The organism is Salinisphaera sp. G21_0 (assembly GCF_017744115.1).
Taxonomy (GTDB): domain Bacteria; phylum Pseudomonadota; class Gammaproteobacteria; order Pseudomonadales; family Endozoicomonadaceae; genus Endozoicomonas.
Map to the genome: position 1 here is coordinate 104,517 of NZ_JAGHQW010000007.1, position 24,043 is coordinate 128,559.

At 49.0% G+C, this 24,043-nt stretch carries 25 protein-coding genes; 18 read left to right on the forward strand and 7 right to left on the reverse strand.

Annotated elements, in window-relative coordinates:
• The first annotated feature begins 71 nt into the window (after window positions 1-71).
• The 15 genes from J7439_RS05305 to J7439_RS05375 all read left to right on the forward strand — a co-directional run bounded on the left by J7439_RS05305 (window position 72) and on the right by J7439_RS05375 (window position 14,442).
• Window positions 72-1,154: a flagellar basal body P-ring protein FlgI gene (locus tag J7439_RS05305; RefSeq protein ID WP_502950404.1), complete on the forward strand. Its 1,083-nt coding sequence runs from the start codon at window positions 72-74 to the stop codon at window positions 1,152-1,154.
• Between the two features lie 39 nt (window positions 1,155-1,193).
• Window positions 1,194-1,487, forward strand: coding sequence for a rod-binding protein (locus tag J7439_RS05310; protein WP_101746807.1), 294 nt, complete (start codon window positions 1,194-1,196; stop codon window positions 1,485-1,487).
• Between the two features lie 87 nt (window positions 1,488-1,574).
• The gene (gene flgK / locus J7439_RS05315) at window positions 1,575-3,212 is read left to right on the forward strand and encodes a flagellar hook-associated protein FlgK (RefSeq protein ID WP_209200792.1); all 1,638 of its coding nucleotides are present in this window, start codon (window positions 1,575-1,577) and stop codon (window positions 3,210-3,212) included.
• 47 nt (window positions 3,213-3,259) lie between these two features.
• Window positions 3,260-4,171, forward strand: coding sequence for a flagellar hook-associated protein FlgL (gene flgL, locus J7439_RS05320; protein ID WP_209200793.1), 912 nt, complete (start codon window positions 3,260-3,262; stop codon window positions 4,169-4,171).
• A 108-nt stretch (window positions 4,172-4,279) separates the two neighbouring features.
• A complete protein-coding gene (gene flgM, locus J7439_RS05325) occupies window positions 4,280-4,588 on the forward strand; it encodes a flagellar biosynthesis anti-sigma factor FlgM (protein ID WP_209200794.1) in 309 nt (102 codons plus the stop codon).
• On the forward strand, window positions 4,578-5,126 hold the full coding sequence (flgN, locus tag J7439_RS05330) for a flagellar protein FlgN (RefSeq protein WP_209200795.1): 549 nt from the start codon (window positions 4,578-4,580) through the stop codon (window positions 5,124-5,126). Before flgM ends, flgN begins: the two co-directional genes overlap by 11 nt.
• Window positions 5,126-5,974: a MotY family protein gene (locus J7439_RS05335; RefSeq protein WP_209200796.1), complete on the forward strand. Its 849-nt coding sequence runs from the start codon at window positions 5,126-5,128 to the stop codon at window positions 5,972-5,974. Before flgN ends, J7439_RS05335 begins: the two co-directional genes overlap by 1 nt.
• Window positions 5,975-6,105: 131 nt before the next feature.
• Window positions 6,106-6,423: a flagellar hook-basal body complex protein FliE gene (fliE, locus tag J7439_RS05340; RefSeq protein WP_209200797.1), complete on the forward strand. Its 318-nt coding sequence runs from the start codon at window positions 6,106-6,108 to the stop codon at window positions 6,421-6,423.
• 25 nt (window positions 6,424-6,448) lie between these two features.
• Window positions 6,449-8,107, forward strand: a complete 1,659-nt coding sequence (fliF, locus tag J7439_RS05345) for a flagellar basal-body MS-ring/collar protein FliF (RefSeq protein ID WP_209200798.1) — start codon at window positions 6,449-6,451, stop codon at window positions 8,105-8,107.
• Window positions 8,100-9,119 (forward strand): flagellar motor switch protein FliG, encoded by a 1,020-nt coding sequence (gene fliG, locus J7439_RS05350; RefSeq protein ID WP_209200799.1) that lies wholly within the window; start codon window positions 8,100-8,102, stop codon window positions 9,117-9,119. Before fliF ends, fliG begins: the two co-directional genes overlap by 8 nt.
• A gap of 16 nt (window positions 9,120-9,135) precedes the next feature.
• On the forward strand, window positions 9,136-9,930 hold the full coding sequence (locus tag J7439_RS05355; RefSeq protein WP_209200800.1) for a FliH/SctL family protein: 795 nt from the start codon (window positions 9,136-9,138) through the stop codon (window positions 9,928-9,930).
• The gene (locus J7439_RS05360; protein WP_209200801.1) at window positions 9,927-11,270 is read left to right on the forward strand and encodes a FliI/YscN family ATPase; all 1,344 of its coding nucleotides are present in this window, start codon (window positions 9,927-9,929) and stop codon (window positions 11,268-11,270) included. Before J7439_RS05355 ends, J7439_RS05360 begins: the two co-directional genes overlap by 4 nt.
• Window positions 11,263-11,682: a hypothetical protein gene (locus tag J7439_RS05365; protein ID WP_209200802.1), complete on the forward strand. Its 420-nt coding sequence runs from the start codon at window positions 11,263-11,265 to the stop codon at window positions 11,680-11,682. Before J7439_RS05360 ends, J7439_RS05365 begins: the two co-directional genes overlap by 8 nt.
• Window positions 11,683-11,730: 48 nt before the next feature.
• Window positions 11,731-12,459 (forward strand): flagellar basal body P-ring formation chaperone FlgA, encoded by a 729-nt coding sequence (gene flgA, locus J7439_RS05370; protein WP_209200803.1) that lies wholly within the window; start codon window positions 11,731-11,733, stop codon window positions 12,457-12,459.
• 177 nt (window positions 12,460-12,636) lie between these two features.
• A complete protein-coding gene (locus J7439_RS05375) occupies window positions 12,637-14,442 on the forward strand; it encodes an N-6 DNA methylase (protein WP_209200804.1) in 1,806 nt (601 codons plus the stop codon).
• Between the two features lie 30 nt (window positions 14,443-14,472).
• Here the strand turns inward: J7439_RS05375 and fliP are convergent, their stop codons facing one another.
• From fliP to J7439_RS05410, 7 genes are all read right to left on the reverse strand, one after another.
• Window positions 14,473-15,231 (reverse strand): flagellar type III secretion system pore protein FliP, encoded by a 759-nt coding sequence (gene fliP / locus J7439_RS05380; RefSeq protein WP_286198211.1) that lies wholly within the window; start codon window positions 15,229-15,231, stop codon window positions 14,473-14,475.
• Window positions 15,232-15,609 carry a flagellar motor switch protein FliN gene (fliN, locus tag J7439_RS05385; RefSeq protein ID WP_209200805.1) on the reverse strand — a complete coding sequence of 126 codons (378 nt, stop codon included), beginning with the start codon at window positions 15,607-15,609 and terminating at the stop codon, window positions 15,232-15,234.
• Window positions 15,602-16,594 carry a flagellar motor switch protein FliM gene (locus J7439_RS05390; protein WP_209200806.1) on the reverse strand — a complete coding sequence of 331 codons (993 nt, stop codon included), beginning with the start codon at window positions 16,592-16,594 and terminating at the stop codon, window positions 15,602-15,604. Before J7439_RS05390 ends, fliN begins: the two co-directional genes overlap by 8 nt.
• Before the next feature lie 123 nt (window positions 16,595-16,717).
• Complete coding sequence (gene flhA / locus J7439_RS05395; protein WP_209200807.1) at window positions 16,718-18,817, reverse strand: flagellar biosynthesis protein FlhA; 2,100 nt, start codon at window positions 18,815-18,817, stop codon at window positions 16,718-16,720.
• 24 nt (window positions 18,818-18,841) lie between these two features.
• On the reverse strand, window positions 18,842-19,993 hold the full coding sequence (flhB, locus tag J7439_RS05400) for a flagellar biosynthesis protein FlhB (protein WP_209200808.1): 1,152 nt from the start codon (window positions 19,991-19,993) through the stop codon (window positions 18,842-18,844).
• Window positions 19,994-20,009: 16 nt separating this feature from the next.
• Window positions 20,010-20,783, reverse strand: a complete 774-nt coding sequence (gene fliR / locus J7439_RS05405; protein WP_209200809.1) for a flagellar biosynthetic protein FliR — start codon at window positions 20,781-20,783, stop codon at window positions 20,010-20,012.
• Window positions 20,783-21,052, reverse strand: coding sequence for a flagellar biosynthetic protein FliQ (locus tag J7439_RS05410; RefSeq protein ID WP_209200810.1), 270 nt, complete (start codon window positions 21,050-21,052; stop codon window positions 20,783-20,785). Before J7439_RS05410 ends, fliR begins: the two co-directional genes overlap by 1 nt.
• 220 nt (window positions 21,053-21,272) lie before the next feature.
• Between J7439_RS05410 and J7439_RS05415 the strand changes: the two genes are divergently transcribed.
• The 3 genes from J7439_RS05415 (at window position 21,273) to fliS (ending at window position 24,041) form a co-directional block, all read left to right on the forward strand.
• A complete protein-coding gene (locus J7439_RS05415; protein ID WP_209200811.1) occupies window positions 21,273-22,154 on the forward strand; it encodes a flagellin N-terminal helical domain-containing protein in 882 nt (293 codons plus the stop codon).
• A 110-nt stretch (window positions 22,155-22,264) separates the two neighbouring features.
• Window positions 22,265-23,617 (forward strand): flagellar filament capping protein FliD, encoded by a 1,353-nt coding sequence (fliD, locus tag J7439_RS05420; protein ID WP_209200812.1) that lies wholly within the window; start codon window positions 22,265-22,267, stop codon window positions 23,615-23,617.
• Between the two features lie 13 nt (window positions 23,618-23,630).
• Window positions 23,631-24,041 (forward strand): flagellar export chaperone FliS, encoded by a 411-nt coding sequence (gene fliS, locus J7439_RS05425; RefSeq protein WP_209200813.1) that lies wholly within the window; start codon window positions 23,631-23,633, stop codon window positions 24,039-24,041.
• Window positions 24,042-24,043 lie beyond the last annotated feature (2 nt).

The window sequence follows — 24,043 nt, forward strand, 5'->3', positions numbered from 1 at the left end:
GTATGACAGGGAACAAACGTCATTACTATTTGAGCAGCGTCTTCTTTTTTCTATGCCTGACTATCACGGTTATGGGGACTTCTCCATCAGCCCATGGTCGTCGGCTTCTGGATATGGTTGATGTTGAAGGTGTCCGGAGTAATCAGCTGATCGGCTATGGCCTGGTGGTGGGTCTTGACGGCACCGGGGATAAGTCAGCTTTTACCAAACAATCCCTGGTGAATATGCTCAGGGAGTTTGGACTGACGATCTCTACCGTGGATGTTAATTCAAAAAATGTGGCTGCGGTGACGGTGCACGCAACGTTGCCAGCCTTTTCCCGTCCGGGGCAGAAGCTGGATGTGACTGTCTCATCCATTGGCGATGCCAAGAGTCTCAGAGGGGGAACCTTACTATTTACCCCGCTGAAAGGCGCTGATAACCAGATTTATGCCATTGCCCAGGGCAGCCTGATTGTCGGGGGTGTGTCTGCCGAAGGTTTGTCAGGGCGTGCAGATAATCCCGGTGCAGGGAGTAAAATTCAAATCAACAGCACCAATGCCGGACGTATCCCCGGAGGGGCATTAATCGAAAAAGCGGTTCAGACACCCTTTAATTATGGTAAGCATCTGGTGCTTAACCTGAAGGAGCCCGGATTCACGTCGGCACGACGTATTGTCAAAGCCATCAATAATTTTTTCGGGCCAGGTGTCGCTGCCGCCACCAATGGCGTATCGATAAAAGTATCCGCCCCTGTGGACAGCAGCCAGCGAGTTGCTTTTATGTCCATGCTGGAACAGATCAATGTGGAGTCTGCCAGCCCGGCCGCCCGGATCGTGTTTAACTCACGGACAGGAACCGTGGTGATGGGTGAAAACGTTCGGGTCCGACCAGCTGCGGTAAGTCATGGCAATCTGGTGGTTCGTGTCAGGCAGACGGCAACCGCCAGTCAGCCCGGAGCGTTCGCTGATGGTGGTTCCACCGAAGTCATTCTAAACAGTGATGTTTCTCTTGAGGAAGAAGCATCGGCAATCTACCTCGTACCAGAAGGCGTGTCGTTATCAGAAGTGGTATCGGCAATTAATGGTGTTGGCGCGACACCAACAGATCTGATGTCAATTCTGGAAGCTTTAAAGGCGGCGGGCGCTCTGGAAGCAGAGTTGGTGGTGATTTAAGCCTTACCGGCTGTTTTCAATATTAGAGAAGGAACTCAAATGCTCTCAGGTATTAATCCAACGTTTGATATGTCTGTATCTGCCAATTCGCCAGCTGAAAAGGTTGAGGATATCGAGTCTGCAGCCAGGGCGTTTGAATCCTTGTTTGTCAATGAATTGCTGAAAAGTATGCGTAAAGCGAATGAAGCCATGATGGCAGGCAGTGAGCTGCCCATGATGAGTAAAGACACTCAGTTCTTCCACTCCATGTTTGATTCTCAGTTAGCAGAACATTTGAGTGCAAGCGGCGGGCTTGGTATTGCCCAGGCCTTGATCAGGCAGCTGGGTGATTGAGAGCCTTGAGAAGGTAAAGGTACTCAAGACCCTGCTTTCAATGGTCGACAGCCTCCCAGAGCAGAAGACAAAATTCCGGAAGCCACCATGAGTTTGACTCAAATTGCGACCTCAGGATTACTGGCCAGTCAGAAAGCACTGAATGTTGCCAGTAATAATATCGCTAATGCCGAGACTGAAGGATATAGCCGACAGACGGTTCAATACAGCCCTACCTATACGTTATACCCCGGAACCGGCGCTCTGGGTACGGGAGTGAGTACCAGTGCCGTTAATCGTATCACCAGCAGTTTTCTGACTGCCCAGATGTGGGAGAGTCAGTCCCTTGCCAGTGAAAGTAATATCCATGCTCAGTACCTGAACGATCTTGATCAATGGCTGGGCAATGAGAATACGTCGTTATCGAAAGGTTTTGAGCAATTTTTTTCAGCACTGAATGGCAGTTCTGTTGACCCTTATGCTTTAAGTGCACGACAGGTGGTAATAGCCGAGAGTGTCGGGCTCGCTGAACGCTTTAACACCCTTTATGCCCAGTTACAGGGGCAGGCGACCATGGTCGGCCAGCAACTGAATGCGGCAGCGGATCAGGCCAATGGTTTGCTGGCTAACATTGCGGCATTTAATGATCAGCTGCGTTCTTTGTCCACAGGTAACCAGCCTGCTAATGAAATACTGGATCAGAGAGACCAGGCCATTCGCGACCTGTCTGAGTTGGTATCGGTTAATGTACTGGAGCAGTCGGATGGCTCATACAGTCTGTATATGAAATCTGGCCAGCCTCTTATTCTGGGTAATCAATTCAATGCACTTAGCGCCAATGGTCAGGTAGATGCAGCCAATGGATTTCAATTACAGCTCAATACCGGCAATTCTGAAATTCCGATTACGGGTGATCCCGGAGGTGTCATAGGAGGCCTGATGACTTACCAGTCGGAAGAGCTTGTTCAGGCCCGCAATGAGCTGGGACGTCTGGCAGTCATGATTACCAGTGAAATTAATGACCAGTTACAGGTTGGAGAAGACTTGAATGGCAATTCAGGAGCAGCATTATTCAATGACCTGACGACACCGGTTGGTGCTGTGATGGCGTTGGATATGTCATCGACCGCGGTTTCTTCATTAACGATTGTTAATACCAGTCAGTTACAGGCCAGTGAATATGATTTCCGGGTAGATAATTCCGGTAATTACAACCTGGTGCGCAGGTCTGACGGTGCTCAGGTTGCTGCTGGTGTCTTGACTGGCTCAGGCACTGATATTATTGCTTTTGATGGTGTTGAAATCCGTGTGGACGGTACCGCAACAGACCAGCTTTATCGTTTATCACCGGTACGCTTCGGTGCCAGAGAGATCCAGACTGCCCTGACGGACCCTGCTGCCCTGGCATTTTCTGCTCCTGGCAGTGGCGTGGGGGATAACAGTAACCTGCTGGAACTGGTGGCCATTCAGTCCAAAGGGGTGCTCAATAATGGCCAGAGCACATTGATGACTGCCTATTCAGGATTTGTGGGCGATATCGCTGTGCAAACCGCTCGAATGAAAACAGAGGCTGATGGTGGGCAGGCCCTGTTAAGTCAGGCGGAAGCGGCTGTCAGTACCTACAGTGGTGTTAATCTGGATGAAGAAGCAGCCAGTATTCTTCGCTTCCAGCAGCTTTACAGCGCTAATGCCAGAGTGATTTCGGTGGCTCGCACCACCTTTGATGCTTTGCTGGCTATGTTCTGACTATTAAAAACACAGACTGGAGAAAACCGTTCCAGGGAGAAGGAACCATGAGGATAAGTACCGGTAACTATAACAGAGTGATGCTGCAGGTCATGCAGCATACTATGGCGGACCTGGCAAAAACTTCAGATCAGCTGTCAACAGGCAAACGAATTCTTCAGCCTTCAGATGATGCCATTGATACCGTAAAGGTCTTGCAACTGAATAATGAACTGACAGCCATCGGTCAGTTTGAAAATAATATCAGCTCCGCTACTGGCTGGCTGCAGCAGCAGGATGCGCTTTACAGCAGCATGAATGATTTACTGCTAAGAGCAAGGGATCTCCTGTTACAAGCTGCCAATGGTACACAGAGCGGTGCTGACCTTAAGTCACTGGCAACAGAGTTAAGCTCTTTGAATGAATCGCTGCTTAGCCTTGCCAATTATCAGACGGCAGATGGTCAGTATCTGTTTTCTGGTACGACCACAAACCAGCAACCGGTGGTCCAATCCGTTGGAGATTATGCCTACAACGGCAACAACCAGTTCCGTCAGGTGGCCATCAGTGGCTCTGCGCAGGTTCAGATTACCCAGCCCGGCAACGAACTATTCTTTGATAACTCTGCTACACCTCCCCTGGACAGTATTTTTGATGCGTTAACGACTGCAGTGTCTGAGCTGAATAATCCAGTCAATCTATCAACGGTTCTTGCAGATACCATTACCCGGGTTGATGCAACCATGGAGCGTATTGGCACTGCACAAACCCGCAGCGGCAGTGATCTGAACCTGTTGGATCGAATTTCAGAAAGTCACGCTGATATTCGCCTTTTTGCCGAACAGTTGAAATCAAACCTTGAAGATATTGATATGGTTGAAGCGACGACCCGGTTAAATCAGCAGCAGTTGATTCTTTCTGCCAGCCAGCAGGTTTATGCCAGTATCAGACAGCTATCTCTATTCAACTACTTAACCTGATAGCCTTCGGTAAACCGGATTTAATCCAGAGGTCATAATCTCTGGTAATTTAAGATTTTGAATACTCTTGCCGATGTTTGTACAGAACGTTTTCGGAAGAGTGTAGTTATGTCCAGCATAAAAGGCCCAGGTGGAAAAAAGGCGGGAGCAGTCAATAGTTCAAAGGTTCGTGTAGAAAAAAGTGCCGCTGTAGACCGTTCTCCCCGGGTAGCCGAAGACCATTTAAATGTAAGCGCCTCGGCCCAGCAAATTGATGAACTTTTTCAGCAACTGGCTGACCTGGAAGATGTCAATGCAGCCAGAGTCAAAAGTGTTCGTGAGTCGATTAAAAAGGGCAACTTTCCCATTGATTATCAGCGGCTTGCTGACAAAATTCTGGAACTTTCTGATGAACTCAACTCAGAGAATGACGACTGATTCAAAAAACGCGAGTGGTGCCTCAGCTCTCCAGCCATCAGGTGTTGATGGTGGATTAGAAGACCTTTGTCAGAAAATGCTGGGTAATATTCAGGATGCCCTGGCACTGTCCAGGAAGCTGGAAAGAGTCCTGGAATCCGTACATCAGAAAATGCTGGAGCGTAATATCGCGGCACTTGAACACACCCTGGAAAATCAGATTCAACTCCTCAATATGCTCCAAATGAACGGGGCTCTCCGGGAGCATTATCTCAAGCCTTTTGGACTCAGTCCCGATCAGCAGGGGATGTCGCACTTTTTCTCTCTGGTGAATCGGCAATCATCCAATACGTTAACCGTCAACGGTCAGGCACTGGATAAATACTGGTACCAATTAGAGGGATCTGCGCACCGTTGTCAGCAGATCAACAGTGCTAATGGGCGGTTGCTGGCCAGGTTGTCGGCAAGTACGCGAAAAATCATTGAGTTAACTTTTTCCGGGCAGACAGCCGCTACTTATGATCAGAATGGCCTGACTGTGAATTCAATGGCTGAATAATGAAGCATATCTTACATGGGATTGTGTTAAGCCTGTTCTTTCAGGCTTTTTTTATTCTCGCGGATGATGTGTACCCTCATGATCTTTCTGATGCCCGGTGGCATCATTCCGGTAACCGCTTTTTCTGTTTGCTGAAAAACCAAGTGCCCGGTTTGGGTGATGTCAGTTTGACCGCTGAAGCAGGCGACAGGGAAACGCTTTCTATGGTCCCTGACCCATTCTCGGATAATGACAGGCAAGTCACTGTTTCACTGGCATCGTCACCCTGGCAGGCGATAACGGATGATCGGGTAGTTGCCCGTACCCGACTTTATGAGGGTGACCCGCTTAGCATTCATCTCAATACATTGGCCCTGATGAAAGCTTTCCAGCAGGGAAAACAGCTGAAATTACAGATTACCACAGAGGCCAGCAAAGATGTTGTTATTCAGGTTACTCCGCTGGAGGTTCAGCAGGTTGCTGAGCAGTTTTATCGCTGTATGGATGATTTACTTTTGCTCAGCTTTGACCAGGCTGAGCATAATACCTTCTACTACTCCTCGGGGAAGCTGAGCCTGGATTCCGGACAGCGTGAACTGCTCAGTCATATTGCCGAATATGTGATGGCCGACCCGTCTGTTCAGCAAATAATCATTGATGCGCATACTGACTCTTATGGCCATGAACTGGCTAACCGGGCGTTGTCTAAAAAAAGAAGCGAGGCTGTTGCCGCAAGCCTGAAACAGATGGGTGTTCCCGGGGATAAGATCTTAATGCGCTTTCATGGCGAGCGATATCCTGTGGCAGATAACCGGACAAAAGCTGGTCGTGGTAAAAACAGGCGTGTCGAGATTTGGTTAAAGCGATAAATCCTGATTACAACCTTTCTAAACTCTGTCAATACTCCGTCGATATCCTAAATATTCTGGAATCGTAGTTTATATGTGGGCTCTTTCAGCCTGGTTCCAGCTGTGATTGCAAAATGGGCAAGGGAATGCACATGGATATCAAAGGATTACCCTCTGATGTTATCAGCCCTGTGCTGACTGACCGCACACAGTCAGTGCTACCTTCAGGGCATGCCTCTGGCAGTGAGCTACCGGACTTCTCCCGGGTATTGAAAACCGCCATGGATAAAGTCAATGAACTGCAACAGTCCGCCTCTGTGAAAATGCATGAGGTGGATACCGGTGCGTCTCAGGATCTTCTTGGCACCATGATTTCTACCCAAAAGGCCAGTATCTCTTTTCAGGCACTGTTACAAGTCAGAAACAAGGCAGTAGCAGCCTATGAAGAAATCATGCGTATGCAAATTTAATCTTTAGGTAAAGGCAGAATAAGCCATGGCAGAGACGGTAGCTGATAGCTCTCCAGAGGCCTCTGGTCAGGAAGAGCAGGTCAAGGCATCCTGGCAGGTATATCTGGAAAAAGCACAATCATTTATTCAGGATAATCGTGGTTATCAGGCCATCATGATGGTGATGCTGGCTGCAGGTATAGCGTTGCTGGTGGTTTTCTGGCTCTGGTCTCAGTCTGCGGATTACCAGCCTCTATACGGTAATCAGGAATTATACGATGTTGCCAGTATTGTTGAAGTCCTCGACCGTGAAGGTATGGAATATAAGCTTCACCCGGAGTCTGGCCAGGTATTGGTTGATGCAGGCCGACTCAGTGAAGCCCGAATGAAGCTTTCTGTCGCGGGCATTCAGGCAAGATCGCCTGAAGGGCTTGATTCGCTGAATCAACAGGAACTTGGCACCAGCCAGTTTGTTGAGGGGGTTCGATACCTCAGGGGGCTGGAGGGCGAGCTTGCCCAAACCATTATCAGTCTGAAACCGGTCAAAAATGCACGGATTCACTTAGCCATTCCCAAGAGAAGCAGCTTTATCCGGCGTCAGGAAAAACCATCGGCATCTGTTTTTGTAAGCCTGTATGCGGGCTACCGGCTCAGCTCTGAACAGGTAGAAGGCATTATCAACCTGGTGGCTACCAGTGTTGCCAATATGAATAGAGAGGATGTGTCGGTCATTGACCAGAGTGGCAAGTTGCTCTCTTCAGAGGTTTTGCTTAATGACAGTGCTTTGGGAGAAGTCTCAAGGCAGTTTGATTTCAAGCAACAGGTGGAATCCCGTTACCAGGAAAGAATCAGTCATTTGCTGGAACCACTGGTAGGCCCGGGAAATTATCGGGCCCAGGTAACGGCTAGCGTTGACTTTGAAAAGGTTATTCAGACCGTTGAACAGTTTGACCCCGGTACCGCAGTGTTGCGCAGTGAACAGGGTAAAGAGCGGATCAATACTGGTGGTCAGGCAAGAGGTATTCCCGGTACGTTGAGTAATCAGCCACCGGAAGAGACCGACCCTGAGGATGATACTGAAACCAGTACCCAGTCTGAGTTTGTGCGCAATTATGAGGTCGACAAGTTGGTACGACAGGTTTCCAATCAGCAGGGACGGATCGAAAAGCTCAGTATAGCGGTGGTTTTTAATGAGAAGCCCGATCAGGCTCTGGGAACGGTGAGTTGGGATCAGGCCAGACTGGACAGTATCCGTCAGTTGATCATTGATGCCACCGGTCTGGATCAGGCAAGAGGCGATCAGATCAGTATTCACACGGCACCGTTTGTGCCTGTAGCAAGTGTTGCTCCAGAGCCCCTTGTCTGGTGGCAGCAACCTCAGGCGTTGTACTACGTCAAATATGGTAGCGGCACATTACTGGCGGTCATGGTGCTGATGTTTCTTATCCGTCCATTAATGAAACAGGTGACCGTTAATCTGGAGCCTCCCAAAGAGTCTTTACCGGCACTGGTTGAAGGTGGTGCACTGGACAGTCAGGAAGGAGAAGAGAATGAGCGTCGGATTCTGTTTGACGAAACGTTCAATTTGCTCCCTCCTGAACTGGCAGACTTTGAAACTCAGATTACTCATATGAGAAAACTGTCAACCAAGCAGCCTGAACGGGTTGCCCAGGTCATTAAATTATGGATGAGCAGCTATGACTGATTCGACCGCACTGGCTTTACGACAGCCGACGACCAGGGATATTGCTATTTTACTGCTGAGCCTGGGTGAGAAAGGTGCAGCCAAGGTAATGGGGCATCTCAGCCAGAGAGAGGTTCGCCAGATCAGTGCCTCAATGGCCGCCATGGCACCACTGAAACGTGACCAGGTGCAGGAAGTTCTGGAACTTTTCTTTCACACCTATCGTTATGACAGCGGTTTAACCGGTTCATCCCGGGGTTACCTGGATAAGACACTGAAGCTGGCCCTGGGAGATAAAGAAGCAAAGGGGGTGATGGACTCCATTTTTGGTGATGAGGATAACTCTCTGGAAACCATGAAGTTGATGGACTCAGCAACCATTACCGAGTTGATTGCGGGCGAACACCCTCAGTTGCAGGCTGTTGTTCTGACCTACCTTGAACCAGAGCAGGCCGCTGAAGTATTGCAGCGATTGCCGGTGGCCTCTCATCAAGACCTCTTATCCAGGGTTGCAAGACTTGAAGAACTCCATCCTTCCATTTTGCAAGAATTGAACCGGATGTTTGATGACAACATTGGCCGACTGGGCACCAGCCATAACACCACGGTCAGTGGTCTCAGGCAGGTTGCCGATATTATGAATCGGATGGGTGAAACGACCGTTAAAAATGTCCTGGGCTTCTTTAAAGAGCAGGATAAGAAGCTGGCGGAAAAAATTGAACAACAGATGTTCGTCTTTGAGCATATTGTCCGTCTGGATGAGGATGTATTGCGCAGAATTATCAGTGAAGTCAGTCAGGATATTCTGGCGTTGGCGCTCAAAGGCGTGGCTCAAGAGGTGATGGATGCCATTCTGGCTACCATGACCAAACGTACTGCAAAGTTTCTTCTGGAAGATATTGAAAACCTCGGTTCTGTCCGTGCCAGCCAGGTGCAGGGTGCAAGGAATGATGTTCTGCGCATCGCCCGGCAGCTGGCGGCCAGTGGGGAGATTGAGCTGAGCTTCAATGATGATGAAGAGATGATCGAGTAATTGCCAAGAGGCTACCATGAAAAACAGAAACAGAATCTGGCAGCCTGAGACAGCGGCCTATAAACGGTTTCAGTTTCCCGTGCATGACCGTGAGTCTATTCAGGAGCGCACTGGCGGTGCATCCACTGAAAACGAAGCAGACATATTTAAAGAAAAAAGTTACCAGACTCACTCCATCAAGCCAGAGCCCACTGTCCCGAATTCAAATAACCGGCAAAGCTCTGATGCTGTGGAAAAAGCGCGGGCAGAAAACCATGCTGCGCAGATGCAAAAGATTGAGAAGCAAAGCTATCAACGGGGCTATGAGGAAGGCAGGCGCCTGGGATTTGAGGAAGCCTCTGGCAAAGTAGCCAGTCAGGTGCAGCAGGCTTCTGAACAACATAAAGCCTTTTTTGAGAGCCTTCATAAGGAACTGGCATCACTACAGACGGAACACCTGAAAAATCGTGAACAACTGTCGATCTGGCTTGGACAGGTTGTGGAAGAGGTATGCCGCCAGGTGGTTCGTACGGAAGTCAGTACACAACAGGGCCAAATTGTTGAGATTATTCGCCAGACTCTGGACCTTATACCCGAAAGTGATGAGTACTCGATTCATGTTTGTGAGCAGGATGCAGAGCTTCTCAGAGAAGTGAAACCTGATTTTGGTATTCCATGGCAACTATCAGTAAGCCAGGAGTTGACTCCCGGAGACTGTCGTATTGTTGCCAGTGATGGAGAGGCTGATGCCCGTTTGGAGAGCAGGCTGATGCAATGTCTGGATATAATTCGGGAATCCCTGCCGGCAAATCTGGAGGCGGTCACTTCATGACGGGGCTGACGATGGAGGGTGATACCCTGATCAATCGCTTACGTTCTGTACCCGTGGCCACAGTGACTGGCCGGGTCGCATCGATTAACGGCTTACTGCTTGAGGCGACGGGTATCAAATTGCCAGTTGGCCAGTTGTGTCGCATTCGCTCACGATCCGGTGGGGAGTTCGATGCAGAAGTGGTTGGGTTTAATAAAAAACAGTCCTTTCTTATGTCACTGTCTACTCATCAGGAGGGCCTGGCTCCGGGCGACCTGATTATTCCGGCAGCGACCAATAAAAGTGTACCGATAGACAGTGGACTTATTGGCCGTGTAATAGACGCTATGGGACAACCATTGGATAACCAGCCACTGGTTGTCAACGAGCGTATACCGGTTTTGCCTCATCCCATAAACCCTATGCACAGAAGAGCGGTTGATACTCCACAGTATGTCGGGATCAGGGCTATTGATGGACTGCTAACCCTGGGTCAGGGGCAGAGAGTTGGCCTGTTGGCGGGGAGCGGTGTCGGTAAGAGTACATTACTTGGCATGATGACCAGGAATACTCAGGCGGATGTAACGGTGGTTGGGCTTATTGGTGAGCGTTCCAGGGAAGTGAAAGAGTTTGTTGAGAATACTCTGGGAACAGAGGGGATGGCCCGAACCATTGTCGTCGCTGCACCGGGTGATGAATCTCCGGTCAGAAGAATTCGTGCAGCCTCCTATTGTCATCGCATTGCAGAGTATTTCAGGGATCAGGGCAAGTCAGTCTTACTGCTGATGGACTCATTAACCCGGTATGCCCAGGCGCATCGTGAGGTTGCACTTGCCATGGGAGAAGCACCTGCCTCACGGGGATTTCCTCCTTCGGTATTCAGTAAAATTCCCATTCTGCTGGAACGTTCTGGCACAGGCTCAGGCAATGGGACTATTACTGCCGTCTATACCGTTCTGGCGGATGGTGATGATCTTATGGATCCTATAGTAGACAGTGCTCGTTCGGTACTGGATGGGCATATTGTATTGAGTCGGGAACTTGCCGAGAAAGGGCATTACCCAGCCATTGATCTGGACAAATCGATAAGCAGGGTGATGCCTCAGGTGGTGGATGAACGTCACCGGGAAAATGCCGGTCACTTTCGTCGCTACTATGCCAGGTATAACCAATTTCAGGAGCTTATGGCCATTGGTGCCTATCAGGCGGGTGCTGACCTTGAGCTGGATCGTGCCATTGAGCTTCGGCCGTCCATGGAGCAGTTTCTCCAACAGAGCCGCTTTGAACAGGTGAACCCGGAAGATAGCACCCAGCTGCTTAATCGCATGATGGCAAAAAAGGAAGTCTTGACCCATGGCTGATGAGCAGCAGCTTAAGAGTCTCTGCAAAGCGATGGATTGCCAAACCAGGCGGCTGCAACAAAAGGTTGCGGTGGCACAAACCGAAGTATTGGCGCTTGATCGGCAGAAACAGCTGATCACTGGCTCTCAAGGCAGCAGCGCCCTGAATTTTGGCCATACCATTAATGCCTTGTCATGCTGGAATCGAAATCAGTTCTCCGCTTTAATTAACGACGTTTTATTATTACTGGATCAGAAACTCACCGCCCAGCAGCAGAGCCTTGAGCAACTGGAAGCCAGTCTTGAAGAGCAGAAGAAAAAAACTCGCGGCATGGAGCACCTTTCCCATAAGGAGCACATCAAGAACAGAAAACGAGCAGACCTTCGGATGAAGCGCGAGTTGGAGGAAGTCCTGCAACGTTTCCCGCAATAGATGATTGTGATAGCCTGATTGCTGAATGAGCAAAAGCAGGGATCGCATATGTCATTCAGCAAACCGCTTCTGTCCGGTATTTTCGCCTCATTACTTTTTTCCCCATTGCTGCCTGGCAGCACACCTCTTTCCGCAGCCCGGCCGTCGATTGAAGAGACCATTAATGATCGGGTTGCCAACTATTTAAATAAGTCTCTTGGCGATTTCCTCCAGGCCTACCCTGATGCCAGCCAATCGATAACGGTAAGACCATTAAAAAAGATCCCCGGACATTGTCAGCAGGCTCTGAGGGTTTCCAGACGGTCTGATCATCGTCCCCCTGTTGGCCTGGTAAGGCTGAACGTTGAGTGCCCCGGGCAATGGCGGCATTATGTGACTGCCGATGTGGACGTTCAGGTCCCTGCGGTCCATGTTCGCAAGGCGTTATCCCGGGGGGATATCCTCACTGAGGATGCTTTGCAGTTGATAAGTGTTTCCTGGAACAAATTAAGAGGTGATTTTTTCCAGAAGCCTGAACTGGTGACCGGTCGACAGCTGAGGCGCTCACTTGCAATAGGTAGCCTGGTTGCAGGGAGTGCTCTGGTTCCTGATTATCTGGTTCAGAAAGGACAAGTGGTCACCATACTGGCTGGAGGGGACAATCTGTATGTTGCCATGGCCGGTATTGCGCTGGAAAGTGGCTTAATGTCTGAGACTATCCGGGTTCGCAATCGCTCCTCAGGAAAGGTGGTGGATGCTCAAGTGATTGCAAAAAATAAAGTCCGGACCGGGTTGTAATTTATTTGAATGTTTTTTCAGTATGTCACCAGGAAAAATCCACACATGAAATAGCTAATCATCCGCTGATTAGCTTTTTCTGCTGCAAAATACCGAATCAGCAGATGATTAAATATACGCTTCATTGACTACCTTCATCTGCTGTTTATTTTCTTCTGATTTCACCAGGGATAGATAATGGGAAGAGAGATAGTAAAAGCACTGGCACCGGATCAGCTTAGAAAAAACAGCTGGTATCCGGATTACATCCATCTGATGGGGCAGCTATTAACCTGGTCTTACTTGAGTGAGCATGGTCTGCTCAATGAAGAGATACGATTTAACGGGGATATCTACCAGACTGCTGACCACTCATTGATAGCAGAAATATTGTCAGCAGGTCTGTCAGGTGTTTCTGTCTTCAGAAGTGATCCCGTCTGGAGTTCAGCGTGGTCAAATTACCAGCATTATCTTCAGGCTATTCCTGCGCCAGAGCTTGAACGACTGACGACTTCTCTTGCTACCGCAAAGCGACATGGTCTTATCCGGTATGATGAGCTGCCGGATATTCTTTATGGTAAATATCTACAAGTGCGGCCAGCTCTGCCCATGGAAGTCAGGGACCTGGTGGTCAACCTGTTACCAAAAGACCTTCAGCATCCTGTTTATCTTTCTGGCGATGGAGCCTTTGGCCTCATGCCTTTACAGGTCGGCAAAAATATTCAGCTGTTCTCTGAACACCCTCAGCCTGAGACCATGCACTCTCTTATCGCTTTACTGAGTAGCCAGGTGGTTCTGCGAGAAGGAGACCCGGTGTTGAATCCGGCGTTTTTCCAATATGGCAGGCTTCAACAGTTTGCTTATAGTGTCGGAGTTTTATTGCATGATCACAGCTATAAAGTGAATGAAGTCAGGGATCTGTTTGGCCGATTTTCTTCGGGCATACGTCAGAAGGAGATATTGTTTGTAACTCATATGCTTCACCAATGCAGTGGCTCGATGATTCTGGTGATTCCTGGTCGCTTTCTCCTGAAAAATACCGCTGAAAGCCGTAACTTCCGGAAAAAGCTGATTCAGGATGGACGCCTTTCCGGGGTTATACGGTTACCTGCCGGTTTATTGCCAGGACGAGCACAGCCTCTGTTTGTGCTTATTTTTGCTGGCGATGCGTCCAATATCATCCGCTTTGTTAACAGCGATAACGACTATTTTAAGGCCGTCGCCGTGAAAAAGCGTGGGGAAGCAAAGTATCGATTAAATAACCTGGATGTGATTGTCGAAGAAATCCGGGACCCCCGAAATACCGGAGTCAGTTATCAGGTAAATTGCACTGATTTATTGAGTGCTGGCGATACCAATTTCCCATTGGATCCGGGCCATTATTCAGGAACCAATCGTTCCGTGGTTTTTCGTTCCAACGGAGCGGTTTCAGTATTGGACGACGGGTTTGAGATTATTCGTGCCCAGGCGTTGAGAGGTGCGGAGCATGAGCAGGATATCCGGGTATTCATGGAAGTAACTGTTAATGATATAAACGATGCCGGATTGGTTGAAGCACCAAAGCGTATTGTGCAGATTGGCCCCGACAGGTTGAAAAGAGCGAAAGGGCAGACATTACAAGCTGGTGATATATTGCTGGCGATAAAGGGGCAGGCGGGAAAACTGGCATTAGTTCCGGAGTTATGTGGCAATAACTGGGTTGCTGGCCAGTCCTTTGTTATCTTACGACAAAAGCCTGGTAATGGGCTCCTTAGCCCGGTTGTCCTGTTTCGATTTCTGAAGTCAGAGACGGGCCAGAAGCTGATTGATTCCATACGTACAGATAATAATGTGCCATTTATCCACAGTCAGGATTTAAAACAGTTACCGGTACCTTGCTGGTCAGACCTGGAGCAGGAGCAGGCCTGTCAGGCTCACGAGGAAGTGTTAAAACTCTATGCCAGGATGAAATTTTTCCGGGAAAAGGCCGAGCTGATTGAGCGGGCAATACTAAAAGAAGCTTGATTATTCTGGTGTCCGTTTTTTAACGGTTGTTCAAAAAAAGCTGGATGCCATCGTTCCCATAATCATTGCCCAGCCATCCACCAGAACAAACAGCATTAATTTAAATGGCAGAGAGATCATCTGTGGTGACAGCATAATCATACCCATTGCCATCAAAACACTGGCCACAACCAGGTCAATGACCAGAAAGGGAATATAAATAATAAAACCGATCTGGAAAGCGGTTTTCAGTTCACTGGTCACAAAAGCAGGTATCGCGATTGATAAGGGCGTATCCGTCACATTTACGGGTATGTCCTGTTTGGCGATACTGAAGAACAGTTCAAGATCCGTTTCCCTGGTCTGTTTCAACATAAAGTCTTTCACTGGCAAGCTGGCCTTTGTCAGTGCTTCCAGCAAGGTCTGGCTATCTTCCAGATAGGGGATCACTGCCAGGGCATAAATGTCTTCAAATAGTGGCATCATGATCAGTATTGTCAACGCCAGCGTAATACCCAGCAACACCTGGTTTGGCGGCGTTTGTTGTAAACCCAGTGCTTGCCTGAGAATAGCCAGAACGATGATGATCCGGGTAAACGAGGTCATCATCAATAACGCTGCCGGGATAAAACTGAGTAACGTCATCAGAATCAGGATCTGAAGACTGGCGCTGTACTCCGTTGCATCCCCGTTGCTGGTTACCGTGATCAGTGGCAGGCCGGACCCGGCAAAACTGTCAACAGCAAAAAAGCAGAAGAAGGCTGACAATGCGCACATCATCAGCCTGTATTTATTGTTCGGGTTTTTCATTCAGGAAATATGCTTCAGTCTTTCTGATTCACTGACCACATCCAGGAAACGAATGCCGTATTTATCATGAATAACCACGACTTCGGCATAGGCAATGAGTTTGCCATTCACCATCACTTCCAATGGCTCTGATGCCTCTTTTTCCAGCTCAACAATAGAGCCTTTGTTCAGGCGCATTAAATCACCGATATTAATTTTAGTGCTGCCCAGTTCCAGCGAAAGGGTGACGGGAATATCCAGAATCATCCCCAGGTCACTCATGGCCTGGGGGAGATTGGCTGTCTCTTCAACGGGCTGGGTGGATTGTTCAGATTCCAGGCTGTCCTGAAAGCTCATGCTGTCATTTGGGGTAGCGCTGTCGTCTTGTTCGTTACTCATGGATTTCCTTCTCCTCGTGCTGGTACACCTCTGCTTCTTCGCTATGCAATTTTTTGGTGATCTTGATGGCCAGACTGTTCTGTACCGTGCATACCGACGCTTTAAAGCAGGGTACGCCTGCAACTTTGACGGTAACATTGGGGGGGACATCGGCCTGGATGATCTGACCGGGCTTCAGTCTCATCACATCTCTGAGGCTGATATCAACTTCACAGAGCCGTGAGGATACTTCCAGCGGGGCCTGCATCAATCCCATCAGCATATTGCGTTGCCACTGGGGGTCCTGCTCAGCAAATTTAAAGGCCTGGAGCTTTTCTCTCACGGGTTCCAGCGCCTGATAGGGCATGACGATATGAAATGCGCAGGATTGACTGCCCAGCTGTAGCGTAAATTGGCTCAGCAGAATGATTTCCGTGTCCGATCGAAACAGAGTTGAAACCGGGCTGTTGTAATTATCCGCCAGTTTGATTTTGAACGAGAGTATACTTCCCCAGGCTTCTGTCTGTTTATCTGCAGCAGCTTTGAGAACTCTCTGCAATATTCTGATTTCAGCGGTTGTCAGTTCGTTGCGTTTTGGATTTACACTCTCTCCGGAACCACTGAAGAATATATCCACCAGAGAAAAAAGCATCGGAGATTCAATCGCCATAAATCCAGAGCACTTTAGCGTGGTTGATTTATAGATATGTTTGATATCGGGGGGTGTGTCATTGGCAAGGTAATCGCCCACTTGTAATGAATCAACACTGTCAAACTGCACATCAATGTTATGCCTGAATAGACTGCTGATGGCATGTCTGAACAGTTGTGAGAAACGCTGGTTGATCAGCTCCAGCGTAGGTAGCAGGTCATGAATCTTATAATCCGGGTTGGTCAGATCATAAGTTTCAAGATCTTTAAATTCAGAAGAAGAGTGTACCTTCTGTATTTTTGCAGAACCTGACAGCTCCCGGCTGTTCAGTGATGATTTTGATTTCCTGTCCATGGAAATACCTGCCCGAAGGGAACACTAATCGAAATTTGCCAGCTTTCTTTATGAAGTTGAAATAGCTATTTTCACGATACCGTTATCAAGCCTTAAAAACAAACAACTTTTCTTTTATGGGGTTTACCCGACTTTACCTACGACAATGACTTCTTTATTTTCAGGTATTTCATTAAACGACAGTACGTGCATGCCATCAGTACATAGTCTTGCATAGCGGGCCATAGCCGGGCGAATGGTATCGTTTACCAGCATGATTGGCGGCTTTCCTTCTGCGATCAACTTATCAGCAACAATGGGTAACTGTTGCTGAAGCTGTTCAGCAATACCCGGCTCCAGTGGCAGGGAGTCCGGTGAGAAATGACTGTTTTTTACCGCCTGTTGAAAACTCTGCATGATCACCTGCTCCAGCTCTGGACTCATGGTAACCGCAGGCAGTGTCTGCTGATGACCGATCAGGTTCTGCACAATGGCCCGGCGCAGGGCGACCCGGACTTCAGCAGTGAGCTGCCAGGTTTCCTTTTTATTTTCCGAGGACTCCAATAGCGTAGAGCCGATTGTACGAATATCACTGACCGGTACATCTTCCATCAACAACTCCCTCAGTACCTTGGAAAAAATGCTGATGGAAATTTTTTTGGGAATTAACTCATCGGCCAGTTTCGGTGAGTAATGGCGTAGCTTATCCACCAGCTGCTCTACTTCATCATGACCAAGCAGTTCACTGGCATGTTCATCAATGATTTTATTCAAGTGCGTTGCCATGACACTGGCGGGATCAACGACGGTATACCCTAATCCTGAAGCATGATCTCTGTCAGACGGTTCAATCCACAGTGCATCCAGCTGGTAAGCAGGATCTTTGGTTGGGGTACCATTAAGCTCCCCAAATACCTCACCAGGGTTGATGGCTAATAACTTTCCCGGGTCAACCTGCCCTTCTGCGACGGTGACTCCCTTTAATTCGATGGTATAGCTATCGGGTTTCAGGCTTAAATTGTCTTTGATATGCACACTGGGAACCAGAAAGCCCAGCTGGCGGGACTGGCTTTTGCGAATTCCCTTGATCTGAGTTAACAGTTGCCCTCCCTGTTTTTCATCAGCCAGGGTAATCAGTCTGAAGCCCAGTTCCATTTTCAAGGTATCTACCGGCGGAATATCTCCCCATGACCAAGAGGTATCCGATGAGCTTTGGTCCTGCTGCTCTTTGGGATTGTCTTGTTCTGCAGGAGTGGAGTGTCTGCTGAGCCACCAGAATACCAGTAAGACCAATGCACCCAGACCAACAAAAGGAATAAATGGCATTCCGGGTACCAGCCCCATAACGATCAGGATAACACCGGTCAGCATCATCGCTCTGGGGGATGACAGCATCTGCTCCGATACCTGGTCTCCCATATCGGCAGATTCTGACACCCGGGTGACCATCATGGCTGCGGCTGTCGATAACAAGAGTGAGGGTATTTGGGCGACCAGACCATCACCAATGGTCAACAGCGAATAGACAGTAAAGGCTTCACCGGCACTGAGCCCCTGCCCAAGTGTACCGATCAGCATTCCGCCAATAATATTGATGGCGAGAATCAGCAGTCCTGCCACCGCATCGCCACGGACAAATTTACTGGCACCGTCCATGGAACCGTAGAAATCTGCCTCCCGTCGTACACTCTCCCGTCGGTCATGGGCTTTTTGCTGGTCAATGATGCCGGCATTCAAATCAGCATCAATGGCCATCTGCTTGCCCGGAAGAGCGTCCAGAGTGAAACGGGCGGTAACTTCTGATATTCGACCTGCCCCTTTGGTAACGACAACAAAGTTGATAATGACCAGAATGGCAAAGACCACCAGGCCGACCACATAGTTGTTGCCAATAACCACTTCACCAAAAGATTGAATCACTTTACCAGCAGCATCAGGACCCGTATGACCATTCAGTAAAACGACACGGGTTGAGGCAACATTCAGTGCAAGACGGAGTAAGGTAGATACCAGCAGAATGGTTGGGAAAACGGCAAAATCCAGTGGCCTGAGCGTGTAAACACTGACCAGTAAAACCAGCAGGGAGAGAGCTATATTAAAGGTGAAAAAGGCATCCAGCATAAAAGGCGGCATGGGGAGTGTTACCATGCCGAGGGTCATCAGCACGATCAATGGAATGCCAATACGCAGTCCATTGGTTTTGCCCGATAATTCTCCCAGCAGACGTTGAGCTTCCCTGATCATTGTCTGGTCCTTGTTAAAGCCTGTTTATCCCTGCTGCTTATCCCACTTTTCCTGAAAAGCCCGGGGAACCTCCGGTTCCGGCATTTCTGGTCTTGTGGGCATTCTTCCAGCCTGATAATCATTCAGGTGCTTGATGTAAGCCAATATCTGAGCAACAGCTATATAGAGTTCGTCGGCTATTTCCTGGTTCAGTGCTGTGGTGTGATAAACAACCCGGGCCAGAACCGGTGATTGAATCACCGGGCGATTATACTCCCTGGCCACTGCACAAATTCTCAGGGCAACCTGATCAACGCCTTTCGCCACCAGATAGGGCGCTCTTGCCCGGTTCTGGTCGTAGCGAATAGCCACGGCAAAGTGTGTCGGGTTGGTGATGATCACATCGGCTCCCGGCACCGCCTGCATCATACGTCGACCGGCAATTTCCTGCTGCTTTTCCTTCAAGCGGGAGCGAACTTCAGGCTGCCCCTCCAGCTCTTTCATTTCATCACGCATTTCCTTGGGTGTCATGCGTAACTTGCGTAAATGGCTCCATTGCTGAAATGGAATATCAATGATACAGATAATCACCAGCGCCAGGGTCATCACCGCTATAGCCTTAACCAGGTAACCTGCTCCCAGGTAAAGGGCACTGGTAATAGATAACTGGTTAATGGTCATTAACTCGGCAAAAAACCACTGGGCAGTGAGCCAGAGACAAAAACCAAGCAGGAGTAGTTTGGCAATGGACTTGACCACTTCCATCAGTGAGCGGACAGAAAACATACGCTGAAGTCCTTTCAGCGGACTGATGCGTTCGCCTTTAAACTGCAGCAGCTTATTACTGAAAAGCCAGCCACCCAGTGCCAGAGAAGCACCAACGGTGGCCAGGGTGATCAGCAGGAAAAACGGCATCAGCCCGGAGAACCCTTCGGTAAGGCTGTTAATCAAATGGCTTTTCAGCCAGTTTTCCTGACGAAGTACTTCTTTATCAAAGGTAAAGCTGTTTTGCATGACTCCTTGTAGCCGCTGATTAATGACGTTGCCGCTAAACCACATGGCCAGCAAAGTACCGCCAATCAGTGCGGTAGTCACCAGCTCCCGGGATCGGGGAACCTGACCTTCTTCTCGGCTTTTCTGGATTTTTCGCTCAGAAGGTTCTTCGGTGCGTTCTTCCTGTTGGGGTTCATCGGCCATTCTTGAGAACCCTCATCTATAACAGCAGGCTGGAAAGTGCTTCCAGTCCCGCTTCTGTGAATCGAACGAATATTCCGGAAAACTGACTGCTGACCAGCATCAATATAACCAGCCCACCCAGCATGGTCAGCGGGAAGCCGAGGCTGAAAATATTGAACTGTGGTGCCGAGCGGTTCATTACGCCAAAGGTAAAGGAGACAATCAGCAGGGAGATAATAGCGGGCACCACCATCAACAGGGCGCTGGCAAACATCCATGACACCAGCCCTGGCAATTGCTCCAAAACAATCCGGGAGAGATCAAGCGGTGCCACTGGCAGTATGTTGAAGCTTTCAATGATGATGGTAATGGCCACAAGATGCCCGTCCATGGCCAGAAACATCAGGAAACTCAAGAGTTGAAACAGCTGACTGATGATCGGGATCTGAACACCGTTGATCGGATCAATCATCACCGACATGCCCAATCCCATCTGCATGGACACCAGCTCACCTGCTGAGGTAAAGATGGCAAAATAAATTTGCAGGATTAATCCCATGGCAAAGCCGATGGCCAATTGCTGCAGGGTAATAAGCAGAGCAGCTCCTGATATAGGCTCAACGGCAGGAACAGTGGGTAGTAATGGTGCTATCAGAAAGGAAATGGCCAATGCCATCAGCAGGCGTATTCTCGGAGCAACCACCTGACTGCTGACCATGGGCATGGTCATCAACAGCGCGGCAACCCGAAACAGGGGCCACAGGTACTGGCCAATCCAGCCGGTCAGCTCGCTGAAGGTAAACCCGATCATCAGGCCAGCAGCTCCGGGATCAGCTCATAGAGTCGGATAAACAGATCCATAAACTCCTGAATCAGCCAGTTGCCTGCCAGGCCAATGGTGATCAGGGTGGCCAGCAGTCTTGGCAGAAAGCTCAGTGTCTGTTCATTGATCTGGGTGGCGGCCTGAATAGTGCTGATCACCAGGCCCACCACCATGCCGGGGAGAATGATGACTGAGACCATCATGACGATCAGGGTCAGTGCATCTTTAAAAAGGTCTGCCACAACTTCCGGTGTCATGGGCTCTCCTTGTTCTGTTCCGGGTCGTTGGCCCATTTATTTATATAAAGATATATAAAATCATTTTTTTAATCTAAAAACGACTGAAAAAAAATCATTAATTTGTTTAAGTGGATTCAGGTGGTCACCGAATAGGGGGGTTCAGCGTTTCTTAAAACTATAAAGAACAGAAATATCGCTGAAGTTTCATAGCGAATATCCATGGATGGAGAAATAAACAATGGCAATGACCGTAAATACCAATACTTTTTCAATGAATGCCCAGCGTCAGATGATGCGTACCGAGGCAGGACTACAGACTGCTATGCAACGCCTCTCGTCGGGTTTGCGCATTAACAGTGCAAAAGATGATGCGGCTGGTCTGCAGATAGCCAACAAAATGCAGGTACAGATTAATGGTATGTCTGTTGCCATGAGAAATGCTAATGATGGTATTTCAATGGCACAAACTGCAGAAGGCGCAATGGAGGAAATGACTACCTCGCTTCAGCGTATGCGGGATCTTGCAATGCAAGCTTCCAGCGGGACACTGAGTGATGGCGATAGAGCTGCTTTAAATGATGAATTTACTGCCTTAAGATCCGAAATTGATCGTATTGCTAACACTACCTCGTTTAATGGCAATACCTTATTAGATGGCAGTGCAGGTGGTAACGCCACAATCACCGTAGATTATTCTGGTGGCGCAAACAATGTTGCAATTGATATTGCCGATTTCAATGTTGCTGCGTTTGGTGATGGTCTATCAATTAGTGATACTGCAGGGGCTGCAGCAGCAGTTACCGCCGTTGATTTAAGTGATGATCATATTGCTGCTGCAGGTGATGCAACCACTGCTATTGGCGAAATTGATAATGCATTAAGATTTGTCGATGCCCAGCGAGCTCAGCTTGGTGCTACTCAAAATAGGCTGACTTCTACGGTAAATAATCTGGCTAACGTCCGCGAAAACCTGACGGCTTCACGCAGCAGGGTGATGGATGCTGATTTTGCTAAAGAAACAGCCGACTTGAGTAGATCTCAAGTAATGCAGCAAGCCGGTACAGCAATTCTGGCTCAGGCCAATGCTATTCCTCAGAACGTACTATCTCTGCTTCGTTAAGTTCTGTGAGCAGCGGTTTTGTTTATTTCAACGGGAGCTTTTGCTCCCGTTCTTTATGTTTCAAAAGCAACGCCGACATCAAATAGATAGTGGTTAATCAGAGGCTGATTATGTTCAGTGTTTCAGGTATTTATTCCGGGCTGGATATCACTTCCATGGTTACCGCCCTGGTCAATGCTGAGCGGGCTCCTACTGAATCCCGGCTGAACCGGAGTGAACAGGCCTACCAGGTTGAGCTCTCTGCAGTGGGGACCCTGAAATCATCCCTGGAGTCTTTTCAGAGCCAGATTCAATCGTTGAATTCCATAGAGGGCTTCAGTCCACGAGCGTTTACGATCAGTGATGAAACCGTGATGGGAGCTTCGGTAACCAGTGCTGCTGCACAAGGCAGCTACACCTTTACCGTGGAGCAAATGGCCAGCCGTCATCAATTGGCTTCTCAGGCAATAGACGGCAATGCCAGCATAGGCATGGGCACCGCCAGCTTCACCGTCAATGGTGAAACCTTCTCGGTCACTCTTGCCGCAGGCAGTGATACACTCACCGGGCTGCGGGACGCCATCAACAGCTCAGCAGATAACAACAGCATTCAGGCCGTCATTATTAACGACAGTGACCAGCAACGGTTAATGCTCACCAGCCGTGAAAGTGGTGCAGATTATGCCATCAGCAGTGATTTCAGCGGCCTGACCGGTGGCTCAGCAGCCCTTGGTTCGTTCACTGAGCTGCAGTCTGCTCAGGATGCCATGATTACATTTGGCAGTGGTGCTTCTGCCATCGCAGTGGCCTCGCCAGATAATACCCTGGAAAACCTGGTGGACGGAGTCACGATTGATCTTAAAACGGCTTCCGCCTACCCGGTCACACTGGACGTCACTCTGGATAAAGAGGCCGTTAAAACGTCCATCCAGTCATTGGTTGATACCTGGAATACCCTCAAAACCACTTTTGACCAGTTAACGGATTACAATGGTGTATCCGCCGGAGCCCTTAATGGGGATGCCCAGACCCGTTTGCTGGAGTCACAGCTTCGTCGGGAGCTGAGCCAGCTGTTTGGTGATGACGGGGATCCCTTTCGCACTCTGGGTGACATGGGCCTGAAAACCACCGGTACCGGTGAGCTTTCTATTGATAACAGTCGTCTGGATGATGCTCTAAACGGTAACTTTGATGAACTGGCTTCAGCACTTGCTGGTGACAGTGGGTTAATGGCACGGCTGGAGGAGAGGCTGGCAGGTTTTCTGGGAACCGACGGCGCTCTGGCTGACAGGGAAAAACGTATTAATGAATCACTGAATGACATCAATGATGATCGGGCTGATCTTGAGCTGCGTCTGGAACGAACACAAAGCTACTACCAGCAGCAATTCCTCGCCATGGAAAACCTGCTGGCCTCATTAAGCGGTACCAGTCAGTGGCTGACCAACAATCTGACATCCATCAACAACAGCAATAACCAGTAAATACGGAGCATTTATGAAACGGGCAGGGATCAGCGCCTATCAACAGCAACAGCGGGCTTCGGTGGAAGTGGCAAAGCCCGAGCAGCTGGTAGCAACACTGTTTAATAAATTGATGGAGACACTGGCAAAAGCCCGTCATTACATGGAAGAAAAAGACCTGAGTAAGAAGGTTGACCGAATTAATTTATCCATGGATATCCTGCTGGTGCTCGAACAATCCCTGGATCATGAGAAAGGCGGTGAACTGGCGGATAATTTACAGGGACTTTATCAGTACTGCATCAAACGACTGACCGAAGCCAATGCCAGTAATGATGTGACCATGATTGATGAAGTCTCCGGATTGATGGGGGAGATAAGGGAGGGGTGGCAGTCGGTTGTTAACGGTACTGTTGAAGACAGTGTGGTAGCCAGCGCAGGTTAAAA

Bases quoted from the DNA above. Each gene is read 5' to 3' on its own strand.
- J7439_RS05305 (WP_502950404.1), top strand. From the start codon at position 72: ATGGGGACTTCTCCATCAGCCCATGGTCGTCGGCTTCTGGATATGGTT.
- J7439_RS05310 (WP_101746807.1), top strand. From the start codon at position 1,194: ATGCTCTCAGGTATTAATCCAACGTTTGATATGTCTGTATCTGCCAAT.
- flgK (WP_209200792.1), top strand. From the start codon at position 1,575: ATGAGTTTGACTCAAATTGCGACCTCAGGATTACTGGCCAGTCAGAAA.
- flgL (WP_209200793.1), top strand. From the start codon at position 3,260: ATGAGGATAAGTACCGGTAACTATAACAGAGTGATGCTGCAGGTCATG.
- flgM (WP_209200794.1), top strand. From the start codon at position 4,280: ATGTCCAGCATAAAAGGCCCAGGTGGAAAAAAGGCGGGAGCAGTCAAT.
- flgN (WP_209200795.1), top strand. From the start codon at position 4,578: ATGACGACTGATTCAAAAAACGCGAGTGGTGCCTCAGCTCTCCAGCCA.
- J7439_RS05335 (WP_209200796.1), top strand. From the start codon at position 5,126: ATGAAGCATATCTTACATGGGATTGTGTTAAGCCTGTTCTTTCAGGCT.
- fliE (WP_209200797.1), top strand. From the start codon at position 6,106: ATGGATATCAAAGGATTACCCTCTGATGTTATCAGCCCTGTGCTGACT.
- fliF (WP_209200798.1), top strand. From the start codon at position 6,449: ATGGCAGAGACGGTAGCTGATAGCTCTCCAGAGGCCTCTGGTCAGGAA.
- fliG (WP_209200799.1), top strand. From the start codon at position 8,100: ATGACTGATTCGACCGCACTGGCTTTACGACAGCCGACGACCAGGGAT.
- J7439_RS05355 (WP_209200800.1), top strand. From the start codon at position 9,136: ATGAAAAACAGAAACAGAATCTGGCAGCCTGAGACAGCGGCCTATAAA.
- J7439_RS05360 (WP_209200801.1), top strand. From the start codon at position 9,927: ATGACGGGGCTGACGATGGAGGGTGATACCCTGATCAATCGCTTACGT.
- J7439_RS05365 (WP_209200802.1), top strand. From the start codon at position 11,263: ATGGCTGATGAGCAGCAGCTTAAGAGTCTCTGCAAAGCGATGGATTGC.
- flgA (WP_209200803.1), top strand. From the start codon at position 11,731: ATGTCATTCAGCAAACCGCTTCTGTCCGGTATTTTCGCCTCATTACTT.
- J7439_RS05375 (WP_209200804.1), top strand. From the start codon at position 12,637: ATGGGAAGAGAGATAGTAAAAGCACTGGCACCGGATCAGCTTAGAAAA.
- fliP (WP_286198211.1), bottom strand. From the start codon at position 15,231: ATGAAAAACCCGAACAATAAATACAGGCTGATGATGTGCGCATTGTCA.
- fliN (WP_209200805.1), bottom strand. From the start codon at position 15,609: ATGAGTAACGAACAAGACGACAGCGCTACCCCAAATGACAGCATGAGC.
- J7439_RS05390 (WP_209200806.1), bottom strand. From the start codon at position 16,594: ATGGACAGGAAATCAAAATCATCACTGAACAGCCGGGAGCTGTCAGGT.
- flhA (WP_209200807.1), bottom strand. From the start codon at position 18,817: ATGATCAGGGAAGCTCAACGTCTGCTGGGAGAATTATCGGGCAAAACC.
- flhB (WP_209200808.1), bottom strand. From the start codon at position 19,993: ATGGCCGATGAACCCCAACAGGAAGAACGCACCGAAGAACCTTCTGAG.
- fliR (WP_209200809.1), bottom strand. From the start codon at position 20,783: ATGATCGGGTTTACCTTCAGCGAGCTGACCGGCTGGATTGGCCAGTAC.
- J7439_RS05410 (WP_209200810.1), bottom strand. From the start codon at position 21,052: ATGACACCGGAAGTTGTGGCAGACCTTTTTAAAGATGCACTGACCCTG.
- J7439_RS05415 (WP_209200811.1), top strand. From the start codon at position 21,273: ATGGCAATGACCGTAAATACCAATACTTTTTCAATGAATGCCCAGCGT.
- fliD (WP_209200812.1), top strand. From the start codon at position 22,265: ATGTTCAGTGTTTCAGGTATTTATTCCGGGCTGGATATCACTTCCATG.
- fliS (WP_209200813.1), top strand. From the start codon at position 23,631: ATGAAACGGGCAGGGATCAGCGCCTATCAACAGCAACAGCGGGCTTCG.